Genomic DNA, 26,998 nt, shown 5'->3' with positions numbered 1-26,998 from the left:
GGTTTATATGCGACTGCTTAATCGTCTTAACCAGTATCAACGTTTGTGGCAACCTTCCGCCGGAGCACCACAATCCGTTACCGTCAGCGAACTGGCGGAACGTTGCTTTTGCAGCGAACGCCATGTACGCACATTGTTACGTCAGGCGCAGGATGCGGGATGGCTGGAGTGGCAGGCACAATCCGGGCGCGGAAAACGCGGGCAACTGCGCTTTCTGGTGACGCCGGAATCCTTGCGCAATACGATGATGGAACAGGCGCTGGAAAGTGGAAAACAACAGGATGTGCTGGAACTCGCGCAGCTGGCGCCTGGCGAACTGCGTACCATGTTACAACCGTTTATGGGCGGGCAATGGCAAAACGATACCCCGACATTGCGTATTCCTTATTATCGCCCGCTCGAACCACTGCAACCGGGTTTTTTAGCCGGACGTGCCGAACAGCATCTCGCCGGGCAAATTTTTTCCGGCCTGAGCCGTTTCGACAATAACTCCCAACGCCCAATTGGCGATTTAGCGCATCACTGGGAAACGTCTGCTGACGGGTTACGCTGGGATTTTTATCTTCGCTCAACCCTACACTGGCATAACGGTGATGCAGTAAAAGCAACACAGCTACATCAACGCTTGCTGATGCTGCTACAGTTGCCTGCCCTGAGGCAGTTATTTATTAGCGTGCAGCGTATTGAAGTCACCCACCCGCAGTGTCTGACCTTCTTTTTAAATCGCCCCGATTACTGGCTGGCACACCGACTGGCGAGCTATTGCTGCCATCTGGCGCATCCGCAATTACCACTGGTAGGAACCGGACCTTTCCGCTTAACACAATTCACACCGGAACTGGTGCGACTCGAAAGCCATGATTATTACCATTTACGTCATCCGCTACTAAAAGCGGTTGAGTACTGGATAACCCCGCCGCTTTTTGAAAAAGATTTGGGTACGAGTTGTCGGCATCCCGTCCAAATCACCATCGGCAAACCAGAGGAATTGCCACGGGTCAGTCAGGTCAGTAGCGGCATCAGTTTAGGTTTTTGCTATTTAACGTTGCGCAAAAGCCCCCGACTGACTCTCTGGCAGGCACGAAAAGTGATCACCATTATTCATCAATCCGGTTTACTACAAACGTTAGAAGTCGGAGAAAACCTGATCACCGCCAGTCATGCATTGCTGCCAGGCTGGACTATTCCGCAATGGCAAGTACCGGATGAGGTCAAACTACCGGAAACTTTGACGCTGGTTTATCACCTGCCGGTGGAACTTCATGCCATGGCAGAACAGCTACGAACGAAGCTGGCAGCAGAAGGTTGCGAGCTAAAGATTATTTTTCATAACGCGAAAAACTGGGATCGAGCCACGCCACTGGAGCAAGCAGACCTCATGATGGGCGACAGATTAATTGGCGAAGCGCCGGAATATACCCTTGAACAGTGGCTGCGCTGCGATCCGCTGTGGCCACATGTTTTTACTGCCAGTAAATACGCACATCTACAATCGACACTGGATGCCGTGCAAATAATGCCTGATGAAGAAAACCGATTTAATGCCCTGAAAACGGTGTTTAGCCAGTTAATGGCTGACGCAACGCTGACACCACTGTTCAACTATCACTATCGCATTAGTGCACCGCCAGGCGTGAACGGTGTGCGACTGACACCGCGCGGCTGGTTTGAATTTACCGAGGCCTGGCTACCCGCACCGTCGCAATGAAGAGCTGGCCCGGGTTAACCGCAGGCGTTACCATAACGTTTTATCGATTTAGCAGGATGATTTATGAAACGTGCTGTCGTTGTATTCAGTGGGGGCCAGGACTCTACAACCTGTCTGGTGCAGGCATTGCAACAATATGATGAAGTCCATTGCGTGACGTTTGATTACGGTCAGCGCCATCGCGCAGAGATCGACGTCGCGCGCGAGCTGGCGCTGAAACTGGGCGCACGCGCGCATAAGGTGCTGGATGTCACCCTGCTTAACGAGCTGGCAGTCAGCAGTCTGACGCGTGACAGCATTCCAGTGCCAGATTATGAACCTGAAGCCGATGGCATCCCGAATACGTTTGTTCCAGGGCGTAATATTTTGTTCCTGACGCTCGCGGCGATTTACGCATATCAGGTGAAAGCCGAAGCGGTGATCACCGGCGTCTGCGAAACAGATTTCTCCGGCTACCCGGATTGCCGCGATGAGTTTGTGAAAGCACTAAACCATGCCGTCAGTTTGGGCATGGCGAAAGAGATTCGTTTTGAAACGCCGCTGATGTGGATTGATAAAGCAGAAACCTGGGCGCTGGCGGATTATTACGGCAAGCTGGATTTAGTGCGTAACGAAACACTGACCTGCTATAACGGCATTAAAGGCGACGGTTGCGGTCAATGTGCGGCGTGTAATCTGCGCAGTAATGGGTTGAATCATTATCTGTCCGATAAACCAGCGGTGATGGCGGCGATGAAGCAAAAGACCGGGTTGAAGTAATTATTCGGGGTGTTGCCGGATGCGGCATAAGCATCCGGCACAACAAAACGTTTACTTAACCATCTGCTCCAACTTTTCGCGCAGCTCCCCTTCCAGAGCTAAAGCCTTCTGCGTTTTAAGATCAATACAAACAAACGTGATAAGCGCATCCGCCACCACCTGCCCTTCCGGCTCCAGAGTAATAACCTGGCTTAAGATGCCGCTTTTACCGTTTAATTGCTGTAACTGGCTCGTAATGGTTAACAGGTCGCTTAATACCGCCGGGCGGCGATAGTTGATATTGATATTCACCACCACGAAAGCGATGTTATGGGCGGTCATCCATTGAAAACTGTCGCTGTTTTCCAGTCCATCCCAGCGGGCTTCTTCGAGAAACTCAAGGTAGCGGGCGTTGTTTACGTGCAGGTAGACGTCGAGATGATATCCACGAACTTTGATTTGTGTTTGCATAGCGCAATAACCTTACGTTGTTGTTATAAGTACAGAGGCCATAACTGGTATGACCTCTTCAGTCTGGCAAAAAATTGCCACTATGCAAATTAATTACAGGGTTAATACCGCCAGATTACGTTCCACCAGCGAATTGCCCATCCCCGGCACTTGCTTTAGATCCTCCACCGTTTTAAACGGGCCATACTCTTCGCGATAACTGACAATCGCCTGCGCTTTCTTCAGGCCAACGCCATTCATCGCGCGGGCTAGCTCTTCCGCGCTGGCATTATTAATGCTGACTCTGGTGCCTTCTTCATCACTGGCTTTCGCCGGTACTGCCGCTTTGCTTTGTGCTGCAGGTGCTTCCGCTTTGGTTTCGACCGCCGCCGGTTTCGCTGCAGGAGCTGCCGCCAGCGCACAGTGAGACATTCCAGCACAGGCCAGGGACAGGGTAATGAGCAGTGCTTTGATTCCGTGTTTCATACTGTTTTCTCCTTGTTTGTTAACAGTGGAATCACCTTAACGGCAGTGAAAACAGTAAACAAATGGCAATGTTCAGAAATGGAAAAGGCCGCGAAAGCGACCTTTTCTTGTTACAGCTGCAAAGCATTTTTTTGCGAGGCGGCTTCAGGATTATTGCTGTTCCAGCGCATCGCCAATTTTGATTTTCGCCTCTTTGCGCAGGTTACTCATCAGAGCTTCAAAGACGATTTGTGCGTTGTTTTGGGTAATACCCTGCACCATCGCTTTTTTCTGCTCTTCCGGCATTGAACCTTGTTTCACTTCGTCCAGCGCCAGCAGAACGACATTGCCCTGCATATCGGTCGCCATACCGTAGCTCGGTTTGTCTTTCGCTGGCAGAGGCAGAGCAAATGCCGCCTGGCTAATCGGGTCACGGCCAGAACGGCTTAAGGTTTTCGGCTCACCAAATTTCACACCGGCAGCCTGCATAGCTTCCGCACCTTTGCCCGCTTTCAGATCAACCAGCAGTTTTTCAGCATCCACTTTCGCTTGCTGTTCAGCTTTGTTGTGCTGAACCATCGCTTTAACCTGTTCCTGAACATCTGCCAGCGGTTTAACCGCTTCCGGTTTATGCTCACTGATACGCAGAACGAATGCACGATCACCGTCTACGGTGATGATGTCAGAGTTGATGCCCGGTGCGCCATTTTCACCAATCAGACCGCCGTTAAAGATAGCGTCCGCCACCGGTTTGAAGTTTAACTCTTCCGGCAGCTTATCTTTGCTGAACCAGCCAGTCTGAGTAGCTTTAACGCCCGCTGCCTGCTCTGCACCTGCCAGAGATTCAGTGTCGTTGCTTGCTGCATCGCTTATTTTCTGTTGCAAGGCGTAGTATGCATCCAGCGCTTTTTCGTGTTTCACTTTCGCTGCGATTTCGTCACGCACTTCGTCTAACGACTTCACTTTTGCTGGCTGAATGTCATCCAGACGAACGATCAAGAAACCTACCGAGGATTTGATCACACCAGAAAGCTGGCCTTTTTCTTTCAGACCGGCATTTTTCAGTTCGTCTGGGGTGGTGGAGTCTTCTAACCAACCCATATCACCGCCGTTACGGGCAGAGATAATATCAGCAGATTTTTCTTTTGCTAACGCGGCAAAATCACCGCCTTTGTTCAGCGCATCAAGTACAGCTTTCGCTTCATCTTCAGTTTTGGTCTGGATGATGCTGTAGCGCGTGCGCTGCGGCTGGGTGAATTGATCCTGATGCTGATCGTAGTAGCTCTGGATATCCGCATCGCTAACCGGTTGCTGCATTGTAGCGGCATCCAGCTTGATGTAGCTCACGCGGAACTGTTCCGGAGTCATGAAATTGTTTTTGTTTTGCTCGTAGTAGCTGGCGATTTCTGGTTCGGTCACGGCTTGCTTAGCCGCCAGCGCATTAACGTCGATAGTCGCTTCACGCACTACACGTTGTTGAGCGACCAGTGCAGCCAGTTCGTCAGTTTCACCTTTCAGCATAAAATCGGTGCCAGCAACGCCATTAATCAGCTGTTGGGTGGTGAGCTGGTTACGCAGCGCCTGCGCGTACTGATCGGCACTCATTCCCATTCGGTTGAGGATATCGTTGTAGCGGCTGTTATCGAACTTGCCGTCAACCTGGAAAGCCGGGGTCGCGAAAATAGCCTGCTTGACCTGCTCATCGCTGATACCCAGTTTCAGTTCGCGAGCGTACTGATCCAGTAGAGCCTCGTCGATAAGACGATTCAGCACCTGTTGACGCAGGGTTTTCATATAGCCTTCGTTCGCCGCCAGCTCGGAGTATTGATCGCCCAGCTGTTGCTGCATGCGATTACGCTCGCTGTTGAAGGCGTTCTCGAACTGCCCACGGCTGATTTCCTGGTCATTCACTTTTGCGGCGTAGTTATTGCCTCCGCCAATCAGGTAACCACTCACGCCGGTCAATATGAACGACACGATAATGATACCGAAAATAATCTTGAGCACGAGACTGTTTGCAGCCGTGCGTAAGCTGTCCATCATGGTGTAACAACACTCCGCTGTAGATGACTGTATACCTCACGCAACTTATCGCTGCGCGCAAAGGCCTATTGTGACAAGAAACGGGGGCAATTGTCAGCCCACAATGCGCAGAAAGTCACGGAATACAAATAAAAAAGGCACATCAGTAGATGCGCCCTTGAACTTCGTCACATCCCCAATGGGGACAACACTTAGTTTACCGCGTCTTTCAGTGCTTTACCTGCACGGAAGCTCGGTACTTTAGCTGCAGCGATGGTGATCTCTTTACCGGTCTGCGGGTTGCGACCAGTACGGGCAGCACGCTCTTTAACGGCAAAAGTACCAAAACCTACCAGTGCTACATCATCCCCTTCTTTCAGGGATTCAGTTACGGAAGCAATAATAGCATCTAACGCACGGCCAGCCGCAGCTTTAGAGATATCAGCCCCTGCAGCAATCTTGTCAATCAATTGAGATTTATTCACTCTTCTCTTCCTCTTTATAATTTATCTCGCACTTGAATCCTTCAAGGTGCGAACGCGCAGCAGTTATATCAGGCCAGCCATCCCCTTACAACACCCCTTAATAAGGGCAAGCCTAATCCGCCCTCTAACTTAACGAGACAAAAAAAGGCTGGCAAGTCCGAATTTACCTGCCAGCCCTTTTTTTATTAGTGCATTTTGCGCGAGGTCACTATTTTGCGGTTACAACCTGCATGCCAGACGGTTCATTTTGCAACGCGAGAGTCAGAACTTCCTCAATACGTTTCACCGGATGAATGTCCAGATCGGCTATCACGTTGTCTGGAATCTCTTCCAGATCGCGTTTATTTTCGTACGGAATTAACACAGTTTTAATTCCACCACGATGCGCCGCCAGCAGTTTTTCTTTCAAACCGCCGATTGGTAACACTTGGCCACGCAAGGTTATCTCGCCCGTCATCGCCACATCGGCGCGAACCGGGTTACCGGTCAGGCAAGAAACCAGCGCAGTGCACATGGCAATACCAGCGCTCGGACCATCTTTCGGCGTCGCACCTTCCGGTACGTGCACGTGGATGTCGCGTTTTTCGTAAAAATCTGGATTGATCCCCAGTTTTTCCGCACGCGCACGAACCACCGTTAACGCCGCCTGAATGGACTCTTGCATCACTTCGCCCAGCGAACCGGTATAAGTGAGTTTACCTTTGCCTGGTACACACGCAGTTTCGATGGTCAGCAAGTCGCCGCCGACTTCTGTCCACGCCAGACCCGTTACCTGACCGACGCGGTTTTCGTTATCCGCGCGACCATAGTCGAAACGTTGTACGCCGAGGTAGTCATGCAGGTTATCGCCGTTAATTTCGATATGTTTTAATGACTTATCGAGAAGTAACTGCTTAACCGCTTTACGGCACAGTTTAGAGATTTCACGCTCCAGACCACGCACGCCTGCCTCACGGGTGTAGTAACGAATAATGCCGATAATGGCGCTATCGTCGACCGTCAGCTCACCTTTTTTCAGCGCATTACGTTCAATCTGCTTCGGCAGCAGGTGACGTTTGGCGATGTTCAGTTTTTCATCTTCGGTATAACCGGAGAGGCGAATCACTTCCATACGATCCAGCAGCGGTGCCGGAATGTTCATGGAGTTCGACGTCGCGACAAACATCACGTCACTCAGGTCGTAATCCACTTCCAGGTAATGGTCGCTGAACGCCACGTTCTGCTCTGGATCCAACACTTCAAGCAGTGCGGAGGCCGGATCGCCACGCATGTCAGAAGACATTTTGTCGATCTCATCGAGCAGGAACAGCGGGTTTTTCACGCCCACTTTCGCCATTTTCTGGATCAATTTACCCGGCATAGAACCGATGTAAGTACGGCGGTGACCGCGGATTTCCGCTTCATCACGCACGCCGCCCAGTGCCATACGAACATATTTACGTCCTGTGGCTTTGGCGATGGACTGACCCAGGGACGTTTTACCTACCCCCGGCGGCCCTACCAGGCAGAGGATCGGCCCCTTGATTTTGTTTACACGGCTTTGAACCGCGAGGTACTCAAGGATACGATCTTTCACGCGCTCCAGACCATAATGATCGGTATCGAGGATTTCTTGCGCCTGACGCAGGTCTTTTTTGACCTTGCTACGCGCATTCCACGGCACCTGTACCATCCAGTCGATATAACCACGCACCACGGTTGCTTCTGCCGACATCGGAGACATCATTTTCAGCTTCTGCAGTTCTGCTTCCGCTTTTTCTTTTGCCTCTTTCGGCATTTTCGCCGCGTCGATTTTACGCTTCAGGGCTTCGTTTTCGTCCGGCGCGTCGTCCATTTCGCCGAGTTCTTTCTGAATGGCTTTCATCTGCTCGTTCAGATAGTACTCACGCTGGGATTTCTCCATCTGTTTTTTCACGCGGTTACGAATACGTTTCTCAACCTGCAGCAGATCGATTTCCGATTCCATCATCGCCATCAGATATTCCAGACGCTCGTTAACGTCGGACATCTCAAGAACAGACTGTTTGTCAGCCAGTTTCAGCGGCATATGCGCGGCAATGGTATCTGCCAGACGCGCAGGATCGTCGATGCTGTTAAGCGACGTCAGCACTTCTGGTGGGATTTTCTTATTCAGCTTGATGTAGCCTTCGAACTGGCTGATTGCAGTACGCACCAGCACTTCCTGTTCCCGCTCCTCAATGGTCGGCGATTCCAGATACTCCGCCTTCGCAGAAAAGTGTTCGCCATTGTCAGAGAGCGCAGAAATACGCGCGCGCTGTAACCCCTCGACCAGCACTTTGACGGTGCCGTCAGGCAGCTTCAGCATCTGCAATATAGAGGCCACGGTCCCGACGGTGAAAAGATCGTTTACACCCGGCTCATCCGTTGAAGCTTCTTTCTGCGCGACCAGCATAATTTTTTTATCATGGTCCATCGCCGCTTCCAGACAACGGATAGATTTTTCCCGCCCGACAAATAAGGGGATGACCATGTGCGGATAAACCACCACATCGCGCAGCGGCAATACGGGGATTTCAATGCGTTCAGAACGCTCAGGATTCATAGAGCTCTCTCTTAGTTTAATTTCCGCCAGGTAATCAGATGACACGACTGTGCTTCACGCCATCTATTAACATGTACGTCAGTATATGGGGATGTTTCCCCCACATTCAACGTCGAGAATAGAGGAAAAATGAAAGGGGAGATAAAATCCCCCCTTTTTGGTTAACTGACTGTATGCGAATGGTTAATTATTCACCAGATGCCTGTTGCGCTTCCGGCTTACCATAAATCAGCAGCGGTTTGCTCTGGCCATCAATTACCGATTCGTCGATAACCACTTTTTCGACATCTTCCATGGACGGCAGATCGTACATGGTATCGAGCAGTGCGGCTTCTACGATGGAACGCAGGCCACGGGCACCGGTTTTACGCGCCATCGCTTTCTTAGCGATAGCATCCAGCGCCTCGTCACGGAATTCCAGATCCACGCCTTCCAGATTAAACAGCGCCTGATACTGCTTGGTCAGAGCGTTTTTCGGCTCTTTAAGGATCTGAATCAAGGCTTCTTCGCTCAGTTCATTCAGCGTTGCTACAACTGGCAGACGACCTATGAACTCAGGGATCAGACCAAATTTGATCAGATCTTCCGGTTCTACCTGTGCCAGCAGTTCGCCTTCACTTGCTTTGTCGGACTTCGCTTTTACCGTCGCGCCAAAACCAATGCCAGAGCCGGTTTCTACACGATGGGAAATCACTTTATCCAGACCAGCAAACGCACCACCACAGATAAACAGTATCTTAGAGGTATCTACCTGCAAGAACTCCTGCTGCGGATGCTTACGCCCGCCCTGCGGTGGAACGGCAGCAACTGTACCTTCGATCAGTTTCAACAGTGCCTGCTGTACGCCTTCACCGGAAACGTCACGGGTAATAGACGGGTTGTCAGACTTGCGTGAAATCTTGTCAATTTCATCGATGTAGACAATCCCGCGCTGCGCTTTCTGTACGTCGTAGTCGCACTTCTGCAACAGCTTCTGAATGATGTTTTCAACGTCTTCGCCCACATAACCGGCTTCGGTCAGTGTAGTCGCATCGGCCATAGTGAACGGAACATCCAGCAGGCGTGCCAACGTTTCAGCCAGCAGCGTTTTACCGGAACCGGTCGGACCGATCAGCAGAATGTTACTTTTACCCAACTCGACGCCATTGCTGGTATCGCCATTGCGCAGACGTTTGTAGTGGTTGTATACCGCGACCGCCAGCACTTTTTTCGCCTGTTCCTGACCGATTACGTAATCGTCCAGATGGTTGCGAATTTCATGCGGCGTCGGTAGCGCACTGCGTTCACGATGCGGTGCAACTTCTTTAATCTCTTCGCGAATGATGTCGTTACATAAATCAACACATTCGTCGCAGATATACACGGATGGTCCGGCAATCAGCTTGCGCACTTCATGCTGGCTTTTGCCGCAAAAAGAGCAGTACAACAGTTTGCCTGAGCCATCTTTGCGTTTATCTGTCATGGGTCAAAACCTCTTCTTTGTTCTTTGTGCCGCACACGACGACGCAAATGCCATTCTCAAGCGCAAGTCGCTTATAGCGTTGTGCCGCCCTGGATAAGTATAGCGGCACAGTTGCGCCTCTGGCATCAATTACGATGGGTCAGAATCGAATCGACCAGACCGTATTCCACCGCTTCAGGGGCGGAAAGGAAGCGATCGCGCTCGGTATCTCGTTCAATCTGTTCTAATGATTGACCCGTATGGAGCGCCATAAGTTCATTCATGCGCCCTTTAACTTTCAAAATTTCACGGGCATGAATTTCGATATCGGTCGCCTGGCCCTGATAGCCGCCCAGCGGCTGGTGAATCATCACGCGCGAGTTCGGCAGGCAGAAACGTTTACCTTTTGCCCCTGCGGTCAGCAGGAATGCGCCCATCGAGGCCGCCTGGCCCATACAGATGGTGCTGACATCAGGCTTGATAAACTGCATGGTGTCATAGATAGACATCCCGGCAGTGATCACTCCGCCTGGGGAGTTAATGTACAGATAGATATCTTTTTCTGGGTTTTCCGCTTCCAGGAACAGCATCTGCGCCACAATCAGGTTAGCCATGTGGTCTTCAACCTGGCCAGTCAGAAAAATGACGCGTTCCTTAAGTAGACGAGAATAGATATCAAAAGAGCGCTCACCGCGTGAGGTCTGTTCAATGACCATCGGCACCAGCGCCATATGGGGTGCAAAGTTATCTCGTTCGCCGCTGTATGACATTTCCGTCTCCTGGATAAAATTGAAAAAACCTGCTGTACCGATTGTAACCTTATGGACGGATTATCAGCTAGTCCCTGTGTTATGGGTACGGCATCACCATATTTCAAGCATAACAATCTTTTGTTGTTACGCTAACACCGAAAGAGCGTTTTCGCACGGTTCCATGCAAAATTCATGACAAAAAAAAGCCCACCACCTGGCGGTGACGGGCCTTTGTGCGAATTTAGCGCGTTATGCTGCGTAAATTACGCCTGCTGGTTCATCAGCTCATTGAAAGTGGTTTCTTTTTCAGTCACTTTCGCTTTCGCCAGTACAGCTTCTACAGCCTGTTCTTCCAGAGCAACATTGCGCATGTTGTCCATCAGTTCTTTGTTTTTGCTGTAGAACTCGATAACTTCTTTCGGATCTTCGTACGCAGAAGCCATCTCTTCGATCAGACCTTTCACACGCTCTTCGTCAGCTTTCAGCTCGTTGGTGCGGATAACTTCGCCCAGCAGCAGGCCAACAACTACGCGGCGTTTAGCCTGTTCTTCGAACAGTTCACGCGGCAGTTCCAGCGCTTGTTTCTCGTTGCCACCGAAACGCTGTGCAGCCTGACGACGCAGAACGTCGATTTCGCTGTCGATCAGCGCAGCCGGTACGTCGATGTCGTTAGCTTTTACCAGACCTTCGATCGCCTGAGACTTAACGCGGTTACGGATGGCGCTCTTCAGCTCGCGCTCCATGTTTTTACGCACTTCAGCGCGCAGACCTTCTACAGAACCATCTTCAACGCCGAAACGTTTGATGAATTCTGCAGTCAGTTCCGGCAGTTCACGCTCTTCAACTTTCTTCAGGTTGATAGCGAATTTCGCTGCTTTACCCTTCAGGTTTTCTGCGTGGTATTCTTCCGGGAAGGTCACGTCGATGGTGAACTCTTCACCAGCTTTGTGGCCTTTGATACCGTCTTCAAAGCCCGGGATCATGCGACCCTGGCCCATCGCCAGTACGAAATCAGACGCTTTACCGCCTTCGAACTCTTCGCCGTCAACTGAACCGATGAAGTCGATGGTTACGCGGTCTTCTGCTTCAACAGCGCCGTCTTTTTCTTTCCAGGTAGCCTGCTGTTTACGCAGAGTATCCAGCATGCCGTCAACGTCAGCGTCGGTCACTTCCACGATCGGTTTTTCAACTTCGATCGCTTCCAGGCCCTGCAGTTCAACTTCCGGATACACTTCAAACTCTACAGAGTAGGTGAAGTCTTCACCCAGCTTGTATTCGCCCGGAACATAGGTCGGTGCGCCAGCCGGATTGATTTTTTCTTTAATGATGGCGTCAATGAAGTTACGGCTCATCAGGTCGCCCAGAACGTCCTGGCGTACAGACGCGCCATAACGCTGAGCAACGATATTCATTGGCACTTTGCCTTTACGGAAGCCGTCAATACGTACTTTTTTCGCAACGTTGACCAGCTCGCTTTTAACAGCGGTTTCGATGCTGTCAGCAGCGATAGTAATCGTTACACGGCGGCCAAGGCCTTGAGTGGTTTCAACTGAAACTTGCATCTTGTTACCTCAAAAAATCACAGTGCTCGGTCAACTCTTACCCCGCAAGCACAGGTTGTTGGCTTCGCGGTACCGGGATGTTCTTATAATCAATCACATTCCCTGTTACCAGAATCATCCCGAAAGCATTCAAATAGGACGCGGCATTATAGCGGCATCACTTTTATGAGTCGAGAACGGTTATTGCGCGCTACCGCGTATTTTTTCACAATTCCCGGGGAATTTTCGTCTGAATGCTGGGCAAAAAGCACAAAATCCAGACAAAACAAAACGGCCCGCAGGCCGTTTTTCATAAAATCTTTAGCAACATACTGGAAAAGCGCTGACGGTTGCAAATGCGTTTTTACGCGATGCTTCCTGCTCCACGACAGGGAGGAGAGGCAAAAATGGTATCCTGCAACCCTTCCCATTCCTTAATAGTGTAAGTATGCAGAGCCAGCGCATGAACGGTAGTAGAGAGTTCCTCCGCTAAAGTACTGTAAATCATTCGATGACGATTCAGAAAACGTTCACCCGTAAAACGATCGCTGACCAGCACAACTTTAAAATGGCTTTCAGAGCCGGCTGGGACATTGTGACGATAGCTTTCATCCACAACTTCGAGGAATACGGGTTGGAACGCCGTCCTTAATTTTTCTTCTATCCGCTCACGTATCATCATGAAATATCTCCTCCGACAACGCTGAGATGTCACCCATCCCTTTAAATACTAGCCGCTTTTACCGTTACCATTACAGCTTAGCAACAAATATTTAGCTTTCGTCCCAGTTTTTCAGTCAACCGTATGAAGTTTACTGATTTAAAGATTAATTCGCAGGCTGCGCACGAGTGATTCTTTTACTCACGGTGATTATTTCGTCAACACGATGAATTTACATGCCTTACCCACTTCCCCTCGTCGTTGGCAATGTTATGATGGCGAGAATTTTTTACCAAACACGCTTACCAGTCTCTGAGAGCCAGAACATGTTCAAAAAAATCCTCTTCCCATTAGTTGCTCTGTTTATGCTTGCAGGATGCGCAACTCCACCAACGACGATTGACGTTTCCCCAACGATGACGCTGCCGCAGCAGGATCCAAGCCTGATGGGCGTCACCGTTAGCATTAATGGTGCCGATCAACGTACCGATCAGGCGCTGGCGAAAGTGACCCGCGATAATCAGATTGTCACCCTGACCGCCTCTCGCGATTTGCGTTTCCTGCTGCAAGAAGTGCTGGAAAAACAAATGACCGCGCGTGGTTACATGGTCGGCCCAAATGGTCCGGTTAATCTGCAAATCATCGTTAGCCAACTGTATGCTGACGTGTCCCAGGGTAACGTGCGTTACAATATCGCCACTAAAGCAGATATCGCCATCATCGCCACCGCGCAGAATGGCAACAAGATGACCAAAAACTATCGTGCCAGCTACAACGTTGAAGGCGCTTTTCAGGCTTCCAACAAAAATATCGCCGATGCGGTTAACAGTGTGCTGACCGACACCATTGCTGACATGTCTCAGGACACCAGCATTCACGAATTCATCAAGCAGAACGCGCGTTAATTTCTGCCCTCTGGCCCGGTGCAAGCCGGGCCTGTAGACGCCCATGTCCAGTCAATATTTACGTATTTTCCAACAGCCGCGTTCAGCCATTTTGCTGATCCTGGGTTTTGCTTCTGGGCTACCGCTCGCCCTGACATCCGGCACGTTACAGGCGTGGATGACCGTTGAGAATATCGATCTTAAAACCATCGGTTTCTTCTCTCTGGTAGGCCAGGCTTATGTATTTAAATTTCTCTGGTCCCCGCTGATGGACCGCTACACCCCACCGTTCCTCGGACGTCGGCGCGGTTGGCTGCTCGCGACACAAACTCTATTGTTACTGTCCATTGCGGCGATGGGTTTTCTCGAACCTGGCACCCAATTACGCTGGATGGCAGCTCTGGCGGTGGTGATCGCTTTTTGCTCCGCCTCCCAGGATATCGTCTTTGATGCCTGGAAAACGGATGTGCTGCCAGCGGAAGAACGCGGCGCAGGTGCGGCAATCAGCGTGCTGGGGTATCGCCTGGGGATGCTGGTATCCGGCGGCCTGGCTTTATGGCTGGCAGATAAATGGCTGGGCTGGCAAGGCATGTACTGGTTGATGGCAGCGCTGTTGATCCCCTGTATTATCGCGACACTGCTTGCACCAGAACCAACCGACACCATTCCTGTACCCAAAACGCTGGAACGGGCCGTTGTAGCACCATTGCGTGATTTCTTTGGCCGCAATAACGCATGGCTGATTCTGCTTTTAATCGTACTGTACAAACTGGGCGATGCTTTCGCCATGAGCCTGACAACCACGTTTTTGATTCGCGGCGTCGGATTTGATGCCGGCGAAGTGGGTGTAGTTAACAAAACGCTCGGTCTACTGGCGACCATCATCGGCGCATTGTTCGGCGGAATTTTGATGCAGCGCCTGTCATTGTTCCGTGCGCTCATGATTTTCGGCCTTTTACAAGGAGCGTCCAACGCCGGTTACTGGCTACTTTCCGTGACTGATAAGCATCTCTACAGCATGGGCGCGGCTGTCTTTTTCGAAAATCTGTGTGGCGGGATGGGAACATCAGCATTTGTGGCGCTATTAATGACCCTGTGTAATAAGTCATTTTCCGCTACCCAGTTCGCCCTGCTCTCGGCGCTTTCTGCTGTAGGACGGGTTTATGTAGGGCCAGTAGCAGGTTGGTTTGTTGAAGCTCACGGCTGGCCGACGTTCTATCTGTTCTCTGTTGCCGCCGCCGTACCTGGACTTATTTTGCTGCTGGTTTGCCGTCGCACGCTGGAGTACACATGGGTCAATAACGACTTTATCCCTCGTACCGGGTATCCGGCAGGTTATGCCTTTGCCATGTCGACGCTGGCAACGGGCGTCAGTCTGTTAGCCGTATGGTTACTGCTATTGACGATGGACGCGCTGGATTTGACCCACTTCTCTTTCCTGCCTGCTCTGCTGGAAGTCGGCGTTTTAGTCGCCCTGGGCGGAGTCGTGCTTGGTGGTTTGCTGGATTATCTGGCACTACGAAAAACACATCTGACGTAATCTGTGAATATTATTTAGCTGTAGTAATCACCCGGCGTAATTATTACGGCTAAATAAACATCAGCATTGCTTAATAATATTTGTTCTTTTGTGCGGCTTAGATTTCTAAAATTATTGACGGCATTTATAGATTCTATTTTTCTTACACGATTCAGCTAATGACACTTTATTTCCCCTCGCCTGAGTTGTCACCTCAATGATAATTATTTGTTAAATAATTGTTTTATTTTGAGATTGGTTATACCAATTGCCCTGCCACCCCCCTTCCGCGCGCCCCTTTCGTTATAACGCCCTTTTGCAACAGCTTCTTAAAACCAACTTGATATGTTTTGCAACATATGTGACCTGACAGCCAAATCCAAGTAACAGGAATTTAATCATGTTTACAGTAATGTAACCTTCCCGTAAAATGCCCACACACTTTAAACGCCACCAGATCCCGTGGAATTGAGGTCGTTAAATGAGACTCAGGAAATACAATAAAAGTTTGGGATGGTTGTCATTATTTGCAGGCACTGTATTGCTCAGTGGTTGTAATTCTGCGCTGTTAGATCCCAAAGGACAGATTGGTCTGGAGCAACGTTCACTGATACTGACGGCATTTGGCCTGATGTTGATTGTCGTTATTCCCGCAATCTTGATGGCTGTTGGTTTCGCCTGGAAGTACCGTGCGAGCAATAAAGATGCTAAGTACAGCCCGAACTGGTCACACTCCAATAAAGTGGAAGCTGTGGTCTGGACGGTACCTATCTTAATCATCATCTTCCTTGCGGTACTGACCTGGAAAACTACTCACGCTCTTGAGCCTAGCAAGCCGCTGGCACATGACGAGAAGCCCATTACCATCGAAGTGGTTTCCATGGACTGGAAATGGTTCTTCATCTACCCGGAACAGGGAATTGCTACCGTGAATGAAATCGCTTTCCCGGCGAACACTCCGGTGTACTTCAAAGTGACCTCCAACTCCGTGATGAACTCCTTCTTCATTCCGCGTCTGGGTAGCCAGATTTATGCCATGGCCGGTATGCAGACTCGCCTGCATCTGATCGCCAACGAACCCGGTACTTATGACGGTATCTCCGCCAGCTACAGCGGTCCGGGCTTCTCAGGCATGAAGTTCAAAGCTATCGCAACGCCGGATCGCGCCGAATTCGACCAGTGGGTCGCAAAAGCGAAACAGTCGCCGAACAGCATGTCTGACATGGCAGCGTTCGAAAAACTGGCCGCGCCTAGCGAATACAACCAGGTGGAATATTTCTCCAACGTGAAACCAGACTTGTTTGCCGATGTGATTAATAAGTTTATGGCTCACGGTAAGAGCATGGACATGACCCAGCCAGAAGGTGAGCACAGCGCACACGAAGGTATGGAAGGCATGGACATGAGCCACGCGGAATCCGCCCATTAAAGGGGTTGAGGAAGAATAAAGATGTTCGGAAAATTATCACTTGATGCAGTCCCGTACCATGAACCTATCGTCATGGTTACGATCGCTGGCATTATTTTGGGAGGTCTGGCGCTCGTTGGCCTGATCACTTACTTCGGTAAGTGGACCTACCTGTGGAAAGAGTGGCTGACCTCCGTCGACCATAAACGCCTCGGTATCATGTATATCATCGTGGCGATTGTGATGTTGCTGCGTGGTTTTGCTGACGCCATTATGATGCGTAGCCAACAGGCCCTTGCCTCGGCGGGTGAAGCGGGCTTCCTGCCACCTCACCACTACGATCAGATCTTCACCGCGCACGGCGTGATTATGATCTTCTTCGTGGCGATGCCTTTCGTTATCGGTCTGATGAACCTGGTGGTTCCGCTGCAGATCGGCGCGCGTGACGTTGCGTTCCCGTTCCTCAACAACTTAAGCTTCTGGTTTACCGTTGTTGGTGTGATTCTGGTTAACGTTTCTCTCGGCGTGGGCGAATTTGCGCAGACCGGCTGGCTGGCCTATCCACCACTATCGGGAATAGAGTACAGTCCGGGAGTCGGTGTCGATTACTGGATATGGAGTCTCCAGCTATCCGGTATAGGTACGACGCTAACCGGTATCAACTTCTTCGTTACCATTCTGAAGATGCGTGCACCGGGCATGACCATGTTCAAGATGCCGGTATTTACCTGGGCATCACTGTGCGCAAACATTCTGATTATTGCTTCCTTCCCAATTCTGACGGTTACCGTCGCGTTGTTGACCCTGGATCGCTATCTGGGCACCCATTTCTTTACCAACGATATGGGTGGCAACATGATGATGTACATCAACCTGATTTGGGCCTGGGGCCATCCGGAAGTTTACATCCTGATCCTGCCTGTTTTCGGTGTGTTCTCCGAAATTGCGGCAACCTTCTCGCGTAAACGCCTGTTTGGTTATACCTCGCTGGTATGGGCAACCGTCTGTATCACCGTGCTGTCGTTCATCGTCTGGCTGCACCACTTCTTTACGATGGGTGCGGGCGCGAACGTAAACGCCTTCTTTGGTATCACCACCATGATTATCGCCATCCCGACCGGGGTGAAGATCTTCAACTGGCTGTTCACCATGTATCAGGGCCGCATCGTGTTCCATTCTGCGATGCTGTGGACCATCGGCTTTATCGTCACCTTCTCGGTGGGCGGTATGACTGGTGTGCTGCTGGCAGTACCGGGCGCGGACTTCGTTCTGCATAACAGCCTGTTCCTGATTGCGCACTTCCATAACGTGATCATCGGCGGCGTGGTCTTCGGCTGCTTCGCAGGGATGACCTACTGGTGGCCTAAAGCGTTCGGTTTCAAACTGAACGAAACTTGGGGTAAACGCGCGTTCTGGTTCTGGATCATCGGCTTCTTCGTTGCCTTTATGCCGCTGTATGCGCTGGGCTTCATGGGTATGACTCGTCGTTTGAGCCAGCAGATTGACCCGCAGTTCCACACCATGCTGATGATTGCAGCCAGCGGTGCAGTACTGATTGCGCTGGGTATTCTCTGCCTCGTTATTCAGATGTACGTTTCTATTCGTGACCGCGACCAGAACCGTGACCTGACTGGCGACCCGTGGGGTGGCCGTACGCTGGAGTGGGCAACCTCTTCCCCGCCTCCGTTCTATAACTTTGCCATTGTGCCGCACGTTCACGAGCGTGATGCATTCTGGGAAATGAAAGAGAAAGGCGAAGCGTACAAAAAGCCTGACCACTATGAAGAAATTCATATGCCGAAAAACAGCGGCGCCGGTATCGTCATTGCGGCTTTCTCCACCATCTTCGGTTTCGCCATGATCTGGCATATCTGGTGGCTGGCGATTGTTGGCTTCGCAGGCATGATCATCACCTGGATCGTGAAAAGCTTCGACGAGGACGTGGATTACTACGTGCCGGTGGCAGAAATCGAAAAACTGGAAAACCAGCATTTCGATGAGATTACTAAGGCAGGGCTGAAAAATGGCAACTGATACTTTGACGCACGCGACTGCCCACGCGCACGAACACGGGCACCACGATGCAGGCGGAACCAAAATCTTCGGATTTTGGATCTACCTGATGAGCGACTGCATTCTGTTCTCTATTTTGTTTGCTACCTATGCCGTTCTTGTGAACGGCACCGCAGGCGGCCCGACAGGTAAGGACATTTTCGAACTGCCGTTCGTTCTGGTTGAAACTTTCTTGCTGTTGTTCAGCTCCATCACCTACGGCATGGCGGCTATCGCCATGTACAAAAACAACAAAAGCCAGGTTATCTCCTGGCTGGCGTTGACCTGGTTGTTTGGTGCCGGATTTATCGGGATGGAACTCTATGAATTCCATCACCTGATTGTTAACGGCATGGGCCCGGATCGCAGCGGCTTCCTGTCAGCGTTCTTTGCGCTGGTTGGTACCCACGGTCTGCACGTCACTTCCGGTCTTATCTGGATGGCGGTGCTGATGGTGCAAATCGCCCGTCGCGGCCTGACCAGCACTAACCGTACCCGCATCATGTGCCTGAGCTTGTTCTGGCACTTCCTGGATGTGGTTTGGATCTGTGTGTTCACTGTTGTTTATCTGATGGGGGCGATGTAATGAGTCATTCTAACGAACATAGCGGCGCATCCCATGGCAGCGTAAAAACCTACATGACAGGCTTTATCCTGTCGGTAATCCTGACGGTGATTCCGTTCTGGATGGTAATGACAGGGGCTGCCTCTCCGGCCGTAATTCTGGGAACAATCCTGGCAATGGCAGTGGTACAGGTTCTGGTGCATCTGGTGTGCTTCCTGCACATGAATACCAAATCAGATGAAGGCTGGAACATGACGGCGTTTGTCTTCACCGTGCTAATCATCGCTATCCTGGTTGTAGGCTCCATCTGGATTATGTGGAACCTCAACTACAACATGATGATGCACTAAGAGCGGCGGTTATGATGTTTAAGCAATACCTGCAAGTAACGAAACCAGGCATCATCTTTGGCAACCTGATCTCGGTGATTGGGGGATTCCTGTTGGCCTCAAAGGGCAGCATTGATTATCCCCTGTTTATCTACACGCTGGTTGGGGTGTCACTGGTTGTGGCGTCGGGTTGTGTGTTTAACAACTACATCGACAGGGATATCGACAGAAAGATGGAAAGGACGAAGAATCGGGTGCTGGTTAAAGGCCTGATCTCTCCTGCTGTCTCGCTGGTGTACGCCACCTTGCTGGGTATTGCTGGCTTTATGCTGCTGTGGTTTGGCGCGAATCCGCTGGCCTGCTGGCTGGGGGTGATGGGCTTCGTGGTTTATGTCGGCGTTTATAGCCTGTACATGAAACGCCACTCAGTCTACGGCACGTTGATTGGTTCGCTCTCCGGCGCTGCGCCGCCGGTGATTGGCTACTGTGCGGTAACCGGCGAGTTCGATAGCGGCGCAGCGATCCTGCTGGCTATCTTCAGCCTATGGCAGATGCCTCACTCCTATGCCATCGCCATTTTCCGCTTTAAGGATTATCAGGCGGCGAACATTCCGGTACTGCCGGTGGTAAAAGGCATTTCGGTAGCGAAGAATCACATCACGCTGTATATCATCGCCTTTGCCGTTGCCACGCTGATGCTCTCTCTTGGCGGTTACGCTGGGTATAAATATCTGGTGGTCGCCGCAGCGGTTAGCGTCTGGTGGTTAGGCATGGCCCTGCGCGGTTATAAAGTCGCTGATGACAGAATCTGGGCGCGTAAGCTGTTCGGCTTCTCTATCATCGCCATCACAGCCCTCTCGGTGATGATGTCCATTGATTTTATGGTGCCGGACTCGCATACGCTGCTGGCGTCTGTTTGGTAAATCTTATCGTCATCAAAAAACCCGCTTACTCTGGCGGGTTTTTTATTGCCCCCACTTTTAGCAGATCCACTTCTTTACCCTTTATCGTTGCCGTTGCGGCAATAATGCGAGTCTTCACCTGTGAACACATTTTCGACTCAAAATCGGATCTATAAAGAAGGAGCAATGAATTGCTGCTAAACGAACCGATTATGTAATCAGTAAAGTTAATATTCAGCCGGTTTAAGCCGAAAGGCTTGAAACCAACCGTTTGGATAATTTCTTTACCAGACGGACTCTTAATGTTGTACGTAACACGAAGATTGGCCACTTCGCCTAATTTATTGGTTTCGGCAAAGAGGCTGTCCATACAGGAAAAGCTCTCATCTAAAAAATTATCCCGCATTCCAGAATGGGTAATTGTGATGGCTGGCAACATATCATCAACCGTTTTTCTGTCAATCATGTCTTTTCGACAGGCGGCAAGAAAGTTCTGCGGGCCACCATAAATGTGGACACCCTTATCAAGATATTCCTTCGCTTTCTTACAATCTACCTCAACATACTGACCATTGGCGTACATCATGCCCAATCTGGACCATGCTAAATTTATACCGTGTTGCGCGGCCTGATTAAATAACGCATACGCTTTGGCATAATCCACCCGCACCTGCTCACCGTCGTAGTAGATATCCCCCAGCGCTAACGGAGCTTCTCTGTCACCTTGTTTAGCGGCTAACTCGAACCATTTAATGGCTTCCTGAACGTTGGGTTTCGTATCGTAGCGGGGCTGATGATATTCCCAGCCTAACAGGCTTTGCGCGTCGACATCCCCCGACTCAGCCATTTTATGCAGTGTACTTATAACATCGGGGGCTGGCTTTTTACTGTATATGCTGTCATACAATTCATGCGCTTTCTCGCTTGCCACCACGCCTGGTGGAACTATCAGCATTAAAGAAAATAATATTCTTTTAGGCAACATAAAATATCCCTTATTTATCTTGCACCTGAACATGCTCTTCTTTTAACAAGTCGCGTTGTTTCCCATTCAGTATCGTCGTCGCAGATTTAACAGAATAAGTTAAATCATGAAAATCGCATAAATTACGATTATAAACTGGGATATCTATATAGGTCTGTCTTATATGAGTGGAGTTATTATACATATCCACGCCAAGTGTATTTAGACTAAAAGGCGGTACGACAATGGTATATTCTTCACTGATACCTTCACTTCCCTTTAGCTCAAGCGTCAACCGCAAATTAGTTATACCACTGATTTTATCAGCATTAATTTTAATACTGACATCGCATATTTTTGGTTTTTCATTTGCGTTAAAACCATAGGTCCCGTAATGTTTTAACGTGAGATAAGGTAAAATATCACCCTGTGTTTCTCGGATTTTCTGATCTTGATTACAACGGTTTAAATATTCATCCTTACTGAATTTCAATGAATATTTCCCCGCACCTTTTTCGTAATAATCCCAGGCCTTATCACAATCAAGCCTTTCACCTAATCCGTTGTAATACATCCAACTTAACCACAATGCGGCTTTTTTTGCCCCTTGCTGTTCAGCCTTGTTAAAAAGCACGCTCGCTTTAGAATAATCAACTTCGCCGGTCAACCCAGAATAGTATATATTCCCCAGGGCTACTAATGCTTTTTCGTCATTCTTATTTGCAGATAATTCGTACCATTTTTTGGCTTCGACAGCATTAATCTTTAAACCAGCACTGCCATTTTCGTAGGCATCGCCCATGGTATACTGCGCCATCGGATAACCTTTTTCTGCCGCAGTGCGAAACCATTGCAGTGCTTTCTTTTTGGTGTCTAAAGAACGTCTATCATCAGAAGGTGAAAAATCATCGAGATAAAGATTTCCGACAATATAATCCATTTTTGGGTCGTCTTCCTGCGCCCATAGAGTCGCCAGACGCAAAATTTCCGGTTTACTGAAACCAATTCGCCCCCAAAAAAGCAAATCATTCTCGGGTGCCTGACCGACATAACGACTGACAAATTCAATTAAACTCGCCCGTTTCGTTTTGTCTGTCTCGGCCCCGGATTTCAATTCATAGGCCTGATTGATTATTTTATTCATCAAATCAGGAGGAATATTAAGATCGTCAGTTTTCGACTTACTGGCATACATCTGTGCTCGTGTCACGTCCAGGGTTACGCCTTTACCATATTGAAAGAAATAACGTGCATTATAGCAACCGTATTCTCCCCCCTGGTTACAGGCTTTCTCATACCACTGAATCGCCTTTGGGATGTCAACAGATACTGTCACTCCGTGTTCATAAATAAATCCCAGTAGCACTAGCGCCTGCGTGTTATTGGAGTCAGCTAATTTTTGCAGTTCTTTTAACGCCATCCGATCTTTATTGACAATACGTTCATACAGTTGATTAACATCCGTTGAAGCATGACAAAAAGAAGCCAGAGACAAACCAAATGATAATAAAATAACTTTACCAGACCACATATATAACCCCTTATTATACCTAACCACCAAACATCCATTTCATGAATAAATACACTGCCATAACGGCCCAGGTAATAAGCAAGCATTTAAGCTGAAACAGCATAATCAGTGCCTCCTACACCTCTATTTATTGAGTTAAAATAACATCATCCTTTGATAAAAAGTTACATGCCACTCAATAAAGCCAAAAATAATGTCATTGCCTGGAGGATAAAATCATGTGAGCTTTTCATTTGTTATATTTAACGCACAAAGTATTAATGGCAAGAATACGAAAGAAGCTCATACCTGACGTAAAAACCACTCTCTTATGTAATATTTACTGATTAACACTCTGTTTACCCAACATGCGCTCCGCACTACACTATGTGGGCAATTTTTTAAGAGGTGGTAATGAACGATTATAAAATGACGCCAGGTGAGCGGCGCGCGACCTGGGGTTTAGGGACCGTATTTTCATTGCGCATGCTGGGCATGTTTATGGTACTGCCAGTTCTGACTACGTACGGTATGGCACTGCAAGGGGCCAGCGAAGCGTTAATCGGTATTGCCATTGGTATTTATGGTCTGACCCAGGCCGTTTTTCAGATTCCGTTTGGCCTGCTTTCCGACCGCATTGGTCGCAAACCATTAATTGTCGGCGGACTGACAGTGTTTGCTGCCGGTAGCGTTATTGCTGCGCTCTCTGACTCCATCTGGGGAATTATTCTGGGTCGTGCGTTACAAGGCTCCGGCGCCATAGCCGCAGCCGTTATGGCGTTGCTTTCCGATCTCACTCGCGAACAAAACCGCACCAAAGCGATGGCGTTTATTGGCGTGAGCTTCGGCATTACCTTCGCCATTGCGATGGTGCTTGGCCCGATCACTACTCACAAACTTGGGCTGCACGCGCTGTTCTGGATGATCGCTATTCTGGCAACGATCGGCATTGCGTTGACCATTTGGGTTGTACCTAACAGCAGCACGCACATACTCAACCGTGAATCCGGGATGGTGAAAGGCAGTTTCAGCAAAGTGCTGGCAGAACCGCGGCTGCTGAAACTCAACCTTGGCATTATGTGTCTGCACATGCTGCTGATGTCGACGTTTGTTGCCCTGCCAGGGCAACTGGCTGATGCGGGTTTCCCGGCGGCTGAACACTGGAAGGTCTATCTGGCAACGATGTTAATCGCCTTTGGCTCTGTCGTGCCTTTCATTATCTACGCTGAAGTTAAGCGCAAAATGAAGCAAGTCTTTGTCTTTTGCGTCGGGTTGATCGTGGTTGCGGAAATCGTGTTGTGGAACGCACAAACGCAGTTCTGGCAACTGGTGGTCGGCGTGCAGCTTTTCTTTGTGGCGTTTAATTTGATGGAAGCCCTTCTGCCTTCGCTTATCAGTAAAGAGTCGCCAGCTGGTTACAAAGGTACGGCGATGGGTGTTTACTCCACCAGCCAGTTTCTTGGCGTGGCGATTGGCGGTGCGCTGGGCGGCTGGATTGACGGCATGTTTGACGGTCAGGGCGTATTTCTCGCTGGCGCAATGCTGGCAGCAGTGTGGCTGGCAGTCGCCAGTACCATGAAAGAACCGCCGTATGTCAGCAGTTTGCGCATTGAAATCCCGGCGGACATTGCCGCAAACGAGGCGTTAAAAGTGCGTTTACTGGAAACCGCAGGCGTCAAAGAAGTGTTGATTGCAGAAGAAGAACATTCAGCTTATGTGAAAATCGACAGCAAAGTGACGAATCGCTTTGAGGTTGAACAGGCAATTCGTCAGGCATAAAAAACGAGGCGAATTGCCTGCTGCGCTACGCTTATCAGGCCTACAAAGCTTCTGAGTTACAAACCTTTGTAGGCCGAATCAGGCGTTCATGCCGCATCTGACATGAACAAAGCGCATGTTGTCGCGATTAATCGCGGAAGTTTTTGAACTGGAACGGCTGACCGAGATCGCCACCGCGTACCATCGCCATGACAGCCTGCAAATCATCACGAGATTTACCCGTTACGCGGATCTCATCGCCCTGAATTTGCGCCTGCACTTTCAGTTTGCTGTCTTTGATCATCTTGACGATTTTCTTCTGGGTCGCGCTCTCAATACCCTGCTTCAGTTTCGCTTCCACAAACCAGGTTTTACCGCTATGAACGATATTTTCCGGTACATCCAGCGAACTGCCTTCAATGCCGCGCTTCAGCAGCTTGGCACGCAGAATATCCAGCAACTGATTGACCTGGAAATCGGACTCGCTCAACACTTTGATGGTTTTGCTGGCGTCGTTCAGCTCGAATGAGGCTTCAACGTTACGGAAGTCAAAACGGGACTCCACTTCGCGGCTCGCGTTATCGACCGCGTTACGCGCTTCCTGAAGATCGACTTCAGAAACAATATCGAAAGATGGCATCTTTTCCTCTCCCTTCATTTTTGATGCGAAGCATAATACCTGCAAAGTTAAATAACCGACAGTCCTGCACCAGGACGTATCCCTTAATTGTGCATAGTCGCAACAGCATGCACAATTAAGGGATAGCCTTATTGAACACCCGGAGTGGTTGCGGGTGAGGAGGAACAATGAAAATTACCGTATTGGGATGCGGTGCCTTAGGGCAATTATGGCTTACAGCACTTTGCAAACAGGGTCACGAAGTTCAGGGCTGGCTGCGCGTACCGCAACCTTATTGTAGCGTGAATCTGGTTGAGACTGACGGTTCGATATTTAACGAGTCTCTGACCGCTAACGATCCCGATTTTCTGGCCACCAGCGATCTGTTACTGGTGACGCTGAAAGCATGGCAGGTTTCCGATGCCGTCAAAAGCCTCGCGTCCACACTGCCTGTAACCACGCCAATACTGTTAATTCACAACGGCATGGGTACCATCGAAGAGTTGCAAAGCATTGAGCAGCCGTTACTGATGGGCACGACCACCCATGCGGCGCGCCGCGACGGAAATGTCATTATTCATGTGGCAAACGGTATCACGCATATTGGTCCGGCACGGCAACAGGACGGCGATTACAGTTATCTGGCGGATATTTTACAAACCGTATTACCTGACGTTGCCTGGCATAACAATATTCGCGCCGAGCTGTGGCGCAAGCTGGCAGTCAACTGTGTGATTAATCCACTAACCGCCATCTGGAATTGCCCGAACGGTGAATTACGTCATCATCCGCAAGAAATTATGCAGATATGCGAAGAAGTCGCGGCAGTGATTGAACGCGAAGGGCATCATACTTCAGCAGAAGATTTGCGTGATTACGTGATGCAGGTGATTGATGCCACAGCGGAAAATATCTCGTCGATGTTGCAGGATATCCACGCGCTGCGCCACACTGAAATCGACTATATCAATGGTTTTCTCTTACGTCGCGCCCGCGCGCATGGGATTGCCGTACCGGAAAACACCCGCCTGTTTGAAATGGTAAAAAGAAAGGAGAGTGAATATGAGCGCATCGGCACTGGTTTGCCTCGCCCCTGGTAGTGAAGAGACTGAAGCCGTCACCACTATCGATCTACTGGTTCGCGGCGGGATCAAAGTCACCACTGCCAGCGTCGCCAGCGATGGCAACCTGGCGATTACCTGCTCGCGCGGCGTTAAGCTGCTGGCGGATGCGCCGCTGGTCGAAGTTGCCGATGGCGAATATGACGTGATCGTGCTGCCTGGTGGCATTAAAGGCGCGGAATGTTTTCGCGATAGCACTCTGCTGGTTGAAACCGTTAAACAGTTCCACCGTTCCGGGCGTATCGTCGCGGCTATTTGCGCCGCGCCAGCCACCGTGCTGGTGCCGCACGATATCTTCCCGATTGGCAATATGACCGGCTTCCCGACGCTGAAAGATAAAATTCCCGCCGAACAATGGCAGGACAAGCGCGTCGTCTGGGATGCACGGGTAAAATTGCTGACCAGCCAGGGGCCGGGTACAGCTATCGACTTTGGTCTGAAAATTATCGACCTGCTGGTTGGACGTGAAAAAGCCCATGAAGTGGCATCACAACTGGTGATGGCGGCAGGGATTTATAATTATTACGAGTAGTGTCGGATG

At 50.0% G+C, this 26,998-nt stretch carries 24 protein-coding genes; 12 read left to right on the top strand and 12 right to left on the bottom strand.

Features of this window, described 5'->3' with window-relative positions:
• The first annotated feature begins 7 nt into the window (after positions 1 to 7).
• Positions 8 to 1,708: an SgrR family transcriptional regulator gene (locus FEK43_RS13725; RefSeq protein WP_130260301.1), complete on the top strand. Its 1,701-nt coding sequence runs from the start codon at positions 8 to 10 to the stop codon at positions 1,706 to 1,708.
• A 63-nt stretch (positions 1,709 to 1,771) separates the two neighbouring features.
• Positions 1,772 to 2,467 (top strand): 7-cyano-7-deazaguanine synthase QueC, encoded by a 696-nt coding sequence (gene queC / locus FEK43_RS13720; protein WP_135406151.1) that lies wholly within the window; start codon positions 1,772 to 1,774, stop codon positions 2,465 to 2,467.
• 51 nt (positions 2,468 to 2,518) lie between these two features.
• Here the strand turns inward: queC and fadM are convergent, their stop codons facing one another.
• The 9 genes from fadM to bolA all read right to left on the bottom strand — a co-directional run bounded on the left by fadM (position 2,519) and on the right by bolA (position 12,847).
• Positions 2,519 to 2,917, bottom strand: a complete 399-nt coding sequence (gene fadM / locus FEK43_RS13715) for a long-chain acyl-CoA thioesterase FadM (protein WP_001194521.1) — start codon at positions 2,915 to 2,917, stop codon at positions 2,519 to 2,521.
• A 93-nt stretch (positions 2,918 to 3,010) separates the two neighbouring features.
• Complete coding sequence (locus tag FEK43_RS13710; RefSeq protein WP_130206270.1) at positions 3,011 to 3,382, bottom strand: helix-hairpin-helix domain-containing protein; 372 nt, start codon at positions 3,380 to 3,382, stop codon at positions 3,011 to 3,013.
• Between the two features lie 150 nt (positions 3,383 to 3,532).
• On the bottom strand, positions 3,533 to 5,404 hold the full coding sequence (ppiD, locus tag FEK43_RS13705) for a peptidylprolyl isomerase (protein WP_130206268.1): 1,872 nt from the start codon (positions 5,402 to 5,404) through the stop codon (positions 3,533 to 3,535).
• Between the two features lie 191 nt (positions 5,405 to 5,595).
• Positions 5,596 to 5,886 (bottom strand): nucleoid-associated protein HU-beta, encoded by a 291-nt coding sequence (gene hupB / locus FEK43_RS13700; RefSeq protein ID WP_254892905.1) that lies wholly within the window; start codon positions 5,884 to 5,886, stop codon positions 5,596 to 5,598.
• Between the two features lie 190 nt (positions 5,887 to 6,076).
• The gene (gene lon / locus FEK43_RS13695) at positions 6,077 to 8,431 is read right to left on the bottom strand and encodes an endopeptidase La (protein ID WP_064527151.1); all 2,355 of its coding nucleotides are present in this window, start codon (positions 8,429 to 8,431) and stop codon (positions 6,077 to 6,079) included.
• 187 nt (positions 8,432 to 8,618) lie between these two features.
• Positions 8,619 to 9,893 carry an ATP-dependent protease ATP-binding subunit ClpX gene (clpX, locus tag FEK43_RS13690; RefSeq protein ID WP_000130305.1) on the bottom strand — a complete coding sequence of 425 codons (1,275 nt, stop codon included), beginning with the start codon at positions 9,891 to 9,893 and terminating at the stop codon, positions 8,619 to 8,621.
• A 125-nt stretch (positions 9,894 to 10,018) separates the two neighbouring features.
• Positions 10,019 to 10,642 carry an ATP-dependent Clp endopeptidase proteolytic subunit ClpP gene (clpP, locus tag FEK43_RS13685; protein ID WP_000122253.1) on the bottom strand — a complete coding sequence of 208 codons (624 nt, stop codon included), beginning with the start codon at positions 10,640 to 10,642 and terminating at the stop codon, positions 10,019 to 10,021.
• Positions 10,643 to 10,887: 245 nt separating this feature from the next.
• On the bottom strand, positions 10,888 to 12,186 hold the full coding sequence (tig, locus tag FEK43_RS13680) for a trigger factor (RefSeq protein ID WP_032362268.1): 1,299 nt from the start codon (positions 12,184 to 12,186) through the stop codon (positions 10,888 to 10,890).
• Positions 12,187 to 12,529: 343 nt separating this feature from the next.
• The gene (gene bolA / locus FEK43_RS13675; RefSeq protein ID WP_000973459.1) at positions 12,530 to 12,847 is read right to left on the bottom strand and encodes a transcriptional regulator BolA; all 318 of its coding nucleotides are present in this window, start codon (positions 12,845 to 12,847) and stop codon (positions 12,530 to 12,532) included.
• A gap of 305 nt (positions 12,848 to 13,152) precedes the next feature.
• Between bolA and FEK43_RS13670 the strand changes: the two genes are divergently transcribed.
• The 7 genes from FEK43_RS13670 to cyoE all read left to right on the top strand — a co-directional run bounded on the left by FEK43_RS13670 (position 13,153) and on the right by cyoE (position 20,506).
• Positions 13,153 to 13,731, top strand: a complete 579-nt coding sequence (locus FEK43_RS13670; protein WP_130206262.1) for a lipoprotein — start codon at positions 13,153 to 13,155, stop codon at positions 13,729 to 13,731.
• A gap of 43 nt (positions 13,732 to 13,774) precedes the next feature.
• Positions 13,775 to 15,250 (top strand): muropeptide MFS transporter AmpG, encoded by a 1,476-nt coding sequence (gene ampG, locus FEK43_RS13665; RefSeq protein WP_130260304.1) that lies wholly within the window; start codon positions 13,775 to 13,777, stop codon positions 15,248 to 15,250.
• A gap of 460 nt (positions 15,251 to 15,710) precedes the next feature.
• On the top strand, positions 15,711 to 16,658 hold the full coding sequence (gene cyoA / locus FEK43_RS13660) for a cytochrome o ubiquinol oxidase subunit II (RefSeq protein ID WP_001239440.1): 948 nt from the start codon (positions 15,711 to 15,713) through the stop codon (positions 16,656 to 16,658).
• A gap of 21 nt (positions 16,659 to 16,679) precedes the next feature.
• On the top strand, positions 16,680 to 18,671 hold the full coding sequence (gene cyoB / locus FEK43_RS13655; protein ID WP_130215449.1) for a cytochrome o ubiquinol oxidase subunit I: 1,992 nt from the start codon (positions 16,680 to 16,682) through the stop codon (positions 18,669 to 18,671).
• A complete protein-coding gene (locus FEK43_RS13650) occupies positions 18,661 to 19,275 on the top strand; it encodes a cytochrome o ubiquinol oxidase subunit III (protein ID WP_032328763.1) in 615 nt (204 codons plus the stop codon). The genes cyoB and FEK43_RS13650 overlap by 11 nt, the downstream gene beginning before the upstream one ends.
• Positions 19,275 to 19,604, top strand: a complete 330-nt coding sequence (locus FEK43_RS13645; protein WP_130206254.1) for a cytochrome o ubiquinol oxidase subunit IV — start codon at positions 19,275 to 19,277, stop codon at positions 19,602 to 19,604. The genes FEK43_RS13650 and FEK43_RS13645 overlap by 1 nt, the downstream gene beginning before the upstream one ends.
• A gap of 11 nt (positions 19,605 to 19,615) precedes the next feature.
• The gene (cyoE, locus tag FEK43_RS13640) at positions 19,616 to 20,506 is read left to right on the top strand and encodes a heme o synthase (protein ID WP_130223227.1); all 891 of its coding nucleotides are present in this window, start codon (positions 19,616 to 19,618) and stop codon (positions 20,504 to 20,506) included.
• Positions 20,507 to 20,531: 25 nt separating this feature from the next.
• Here cyoE and FEK43_RS13635 read toward each other — a convergent pair whose 3' ends face one another.
• Both FEK43_RS13635 and FEK43_RS13630 read right to left on the bottom strand, forming a co-directional pair.
• Entirely contained in the window at positions 20,532 to 21,470 is a 939-nt protein-coding gene (locus FEK43_RS13635) for a tetratricopeptide repeat protein (protein ID WP_135406150.1), read from the bottom strand.
• Between the two features lie 10 nt (positions 21,471 to 21,480).
• Positions 21,481 to 22,980 carry an SEL1-like repeat protein gene (locus FEK43_RS13630; protein ID WP_135406149.1) on the bottom strand — a complete coding sequence of 500 codons (1,500 nt, stop codon included), beginning with the start codon at positions 22,978 to 22,980 and terminating at the stop codon, positions 21,481 to 21,483.
• Between the two features lie 393 nt (positions 22,981 to 23,373).
• Here FEK43_RS13630 and FEK43_RS13625 point away from each other — a divergent pair, with 393 nt between their 5' ends.
• Positions 23,374 to 24,738, top strand: coding sequence for an MFS transporter (locus FEK43_RS13625; protein ID WP_135406148.1), 1,365 nt, complete (start codon positions 23,374 to 23,376; stop codon positions 24,736 to 24,738).
• A 127-nt stretch (positions 24,739 to 24,865) separates the two neighbouring features.
• Here the strand turns inward: FEK43_RS13625 and yajQ are convergent, their stop codons facing one another.
• A complete protein-coding gene (gene yajQ, locus FEK43_RS13620; RefSeq protein ID WP_001138904.1) occupies positions 24,866 to 25,357 on the bottom strand; it encodes a nucleotide binding protein YajQ in 492 nt (163 codons plus the stop codon).
• A 167-nt stretch (positions 25,358 to 25,524) separates the two neighbouring features.
• Here yajQ and panE point away from each other — a divergent pair, with 167 nt between their 5' ends.
• Together panE and yajL are read left to right on the top strand one after the other, a co-directional pair.
• Entirely contained in the window at positions 25,525 to 26,436 is a 912-nt protein-coding gene (gene panE / locus FEK43_RS13615; RefSeq protein ID WP_130206244.1) for a 2-dehydropantoate 2-reductase, read from the top strand.
• Positions 26,399 to 26,989 carry a protein deglycase YajL gene (yajL, locus tag FEK43_RS13610; RefSeq protein WP_001276309.1) on the top strand — a complete coding sequence of 197 codons (591 nt, stop codon included), beginning with the start codon at positions 26,399 to 26,401 and terminating at the stop codon, positions 26,987 to 26,989. The genes panE and yajL overlap by 38 nt, the downstream gene beginning before the upstream one ends.
• The last annotated feature ends 9 nt before the right edge of the window (positions 26,990 to 26,998 follow it).

Origin of the sequence: Escherichia sp. E2562 (assembly GCF_005781075.1) — a bacterium.
Classification (GTDB): domain Bacteria; phylum Pseudomonadota; class Gammaproteobacteria; order Enterobacterales; family Enterobacteriaceae; genus Escherichia.
This window is presented reverse-complemented; position numbering and strand designations above follow the sequence as displayed.

Coding starts and splice junctions, on each gene's coding strand:
- ppiD (WP_130206268.1), bottom strand. CDS start 5,404: ATGATGGACAGCTTACGCACGGCTGCAAACAGTCTCGTGCTCAAGATT.
- cyoB (WP_130215449.1), top strand. CDS start 16,680: ATGTTCGGAAAATTATCACTTGATGCAGTCCCGTACCATGAACCTATC.
- yajQ (WP_001138904.1), bottom strand. CDS start 25,357: ATGCCATCTTTCGATATTGTTTCTGAAGTCGATCTTCAGGAAGCGCGT.
- tig (WP_032362268.1), bottom strand. CDS start 12,186: ATGCAAGTTTCAGTTGAAACCACTCAAGGCCTTGGCCGCCGTGTAACG.
- FEK43_RS13630 (WP_135406149.1), bottom strand. CDS start 22,980: ATGTGGTCTGGTAAAGTTATTTTATTATCATTTGGTTTGTCTCTGGCT.
- cyoE (WP_130223227.1), top strand. CDS start 19,616: ATGATGTTTAAGCAATACCTGCAAGTAACGAAACCAGGCATCATCTTT.
- FEK43_RS13670 (WP_130206262.1), top strand. CDS start 13,153: ATGTTCAAAAAAATCCTCTTCCCATTAGTTGCTCTGTTTATGCTTGCA.
- clpP (WP_000122253.1), bottom strand. CDS start 10,642: ATGTCATACAGCGGCGAACGAGATAACTTTGCACCCCATATGGCGCTG.
- FEK43_RS13725 (WP_130260301.1), top strand. CDS start 8: ATGCGACTGCTTAATCGTCTTAACCAGTATCAACGTTTGTGGCAACCT.
- cyoA (WP_001239440.1), top strand. CDS start 15,711: ATGAGACTCAGGAAATACAATAAAAGTTTGGGATGGTTGTCATTATTT.
- panE (WP_130206244.1), top strand. CDS start 25,525: ATGAAAATTACCGTATTGGGATGCGGTGCCTTAGGGCAATTATGGCTT.
- FEK43_RS13625 (WP_135406148.1), top strand. CDS start 23,374: ATGAACGATTATAAAATGACGCCAGGTGAGCGGCGCGCGACCTGGGGT.
- clpX (WP_000130305.1), bottom strand. CDS start 9,893: ATGACAGATAAACGCAAAGATGGCTCAGGCAAACTGTTGTACTGCTCT.
- yajL (WP_001276309.1), top strand. CDS start 26,399: ATGAGCGCATCGGCACTGGTTTGCCTCGCCCCTGGTAGTGAAGAGACT.
- FEK43_RS13710 (WP_130206270.1), bottom strand. CDS start 3,382: ATGAAACACGGAATCAAAGCACTGCTCATTACCCTGTCCCTGGCCTGT.
- ampG (WP_130260304.1), top strand. CDS start 13,775: ATGTCCAGTCAATATTTACGTATTTTCCAACAGCCGCGTTCAGCCATT.
- queC (WP_135406151.1), top strand. CDS start 1,772: ATGAAACGTGCTGTCGTTGTATTCAGTGGGGGCCAGGACTCTACAACC.
- FEK43_RS13635 (WP_135406150.1), bottom strand. CDS start 21,470: ATGTTGCCTAAAAGAATATTATTTTCTTTAATGCTGATAGTTCCACCA.
- bolA (WP_000973459.1), bottom strand. CDS start 12,847: ATGATGATACGTGAGCGGATAGAAGAAAAATTAAGGACGGCGTTCCAA.
- FEK43_RS13650 (WP_032328763.1), top strand. CDS start 18,661: ATGGCAACTGATACTTTGACGCACGCGACTGCCCACGCGCACGAACAC.
- lon (WP_064527151.1), bottom strand. CDS start 8,431: ATGAATCCTGAGCGTTCTGAACGCATTGAAATCCCCGTATTGCCGCTG.
- FEK43_RS13645 (WP_130206254.1), top strand. CDS start 19,275: ATGAGTCATTCTAACGAACATAGCGGCGCATCCCATGGCAGCGTAAAA.
- fadM (WP_001194521.1), bottom strand. CDS start 2,917: ATGCAAACACAAATCAAAGTTCGTGGATATCATCTCGACGTCTACCTG.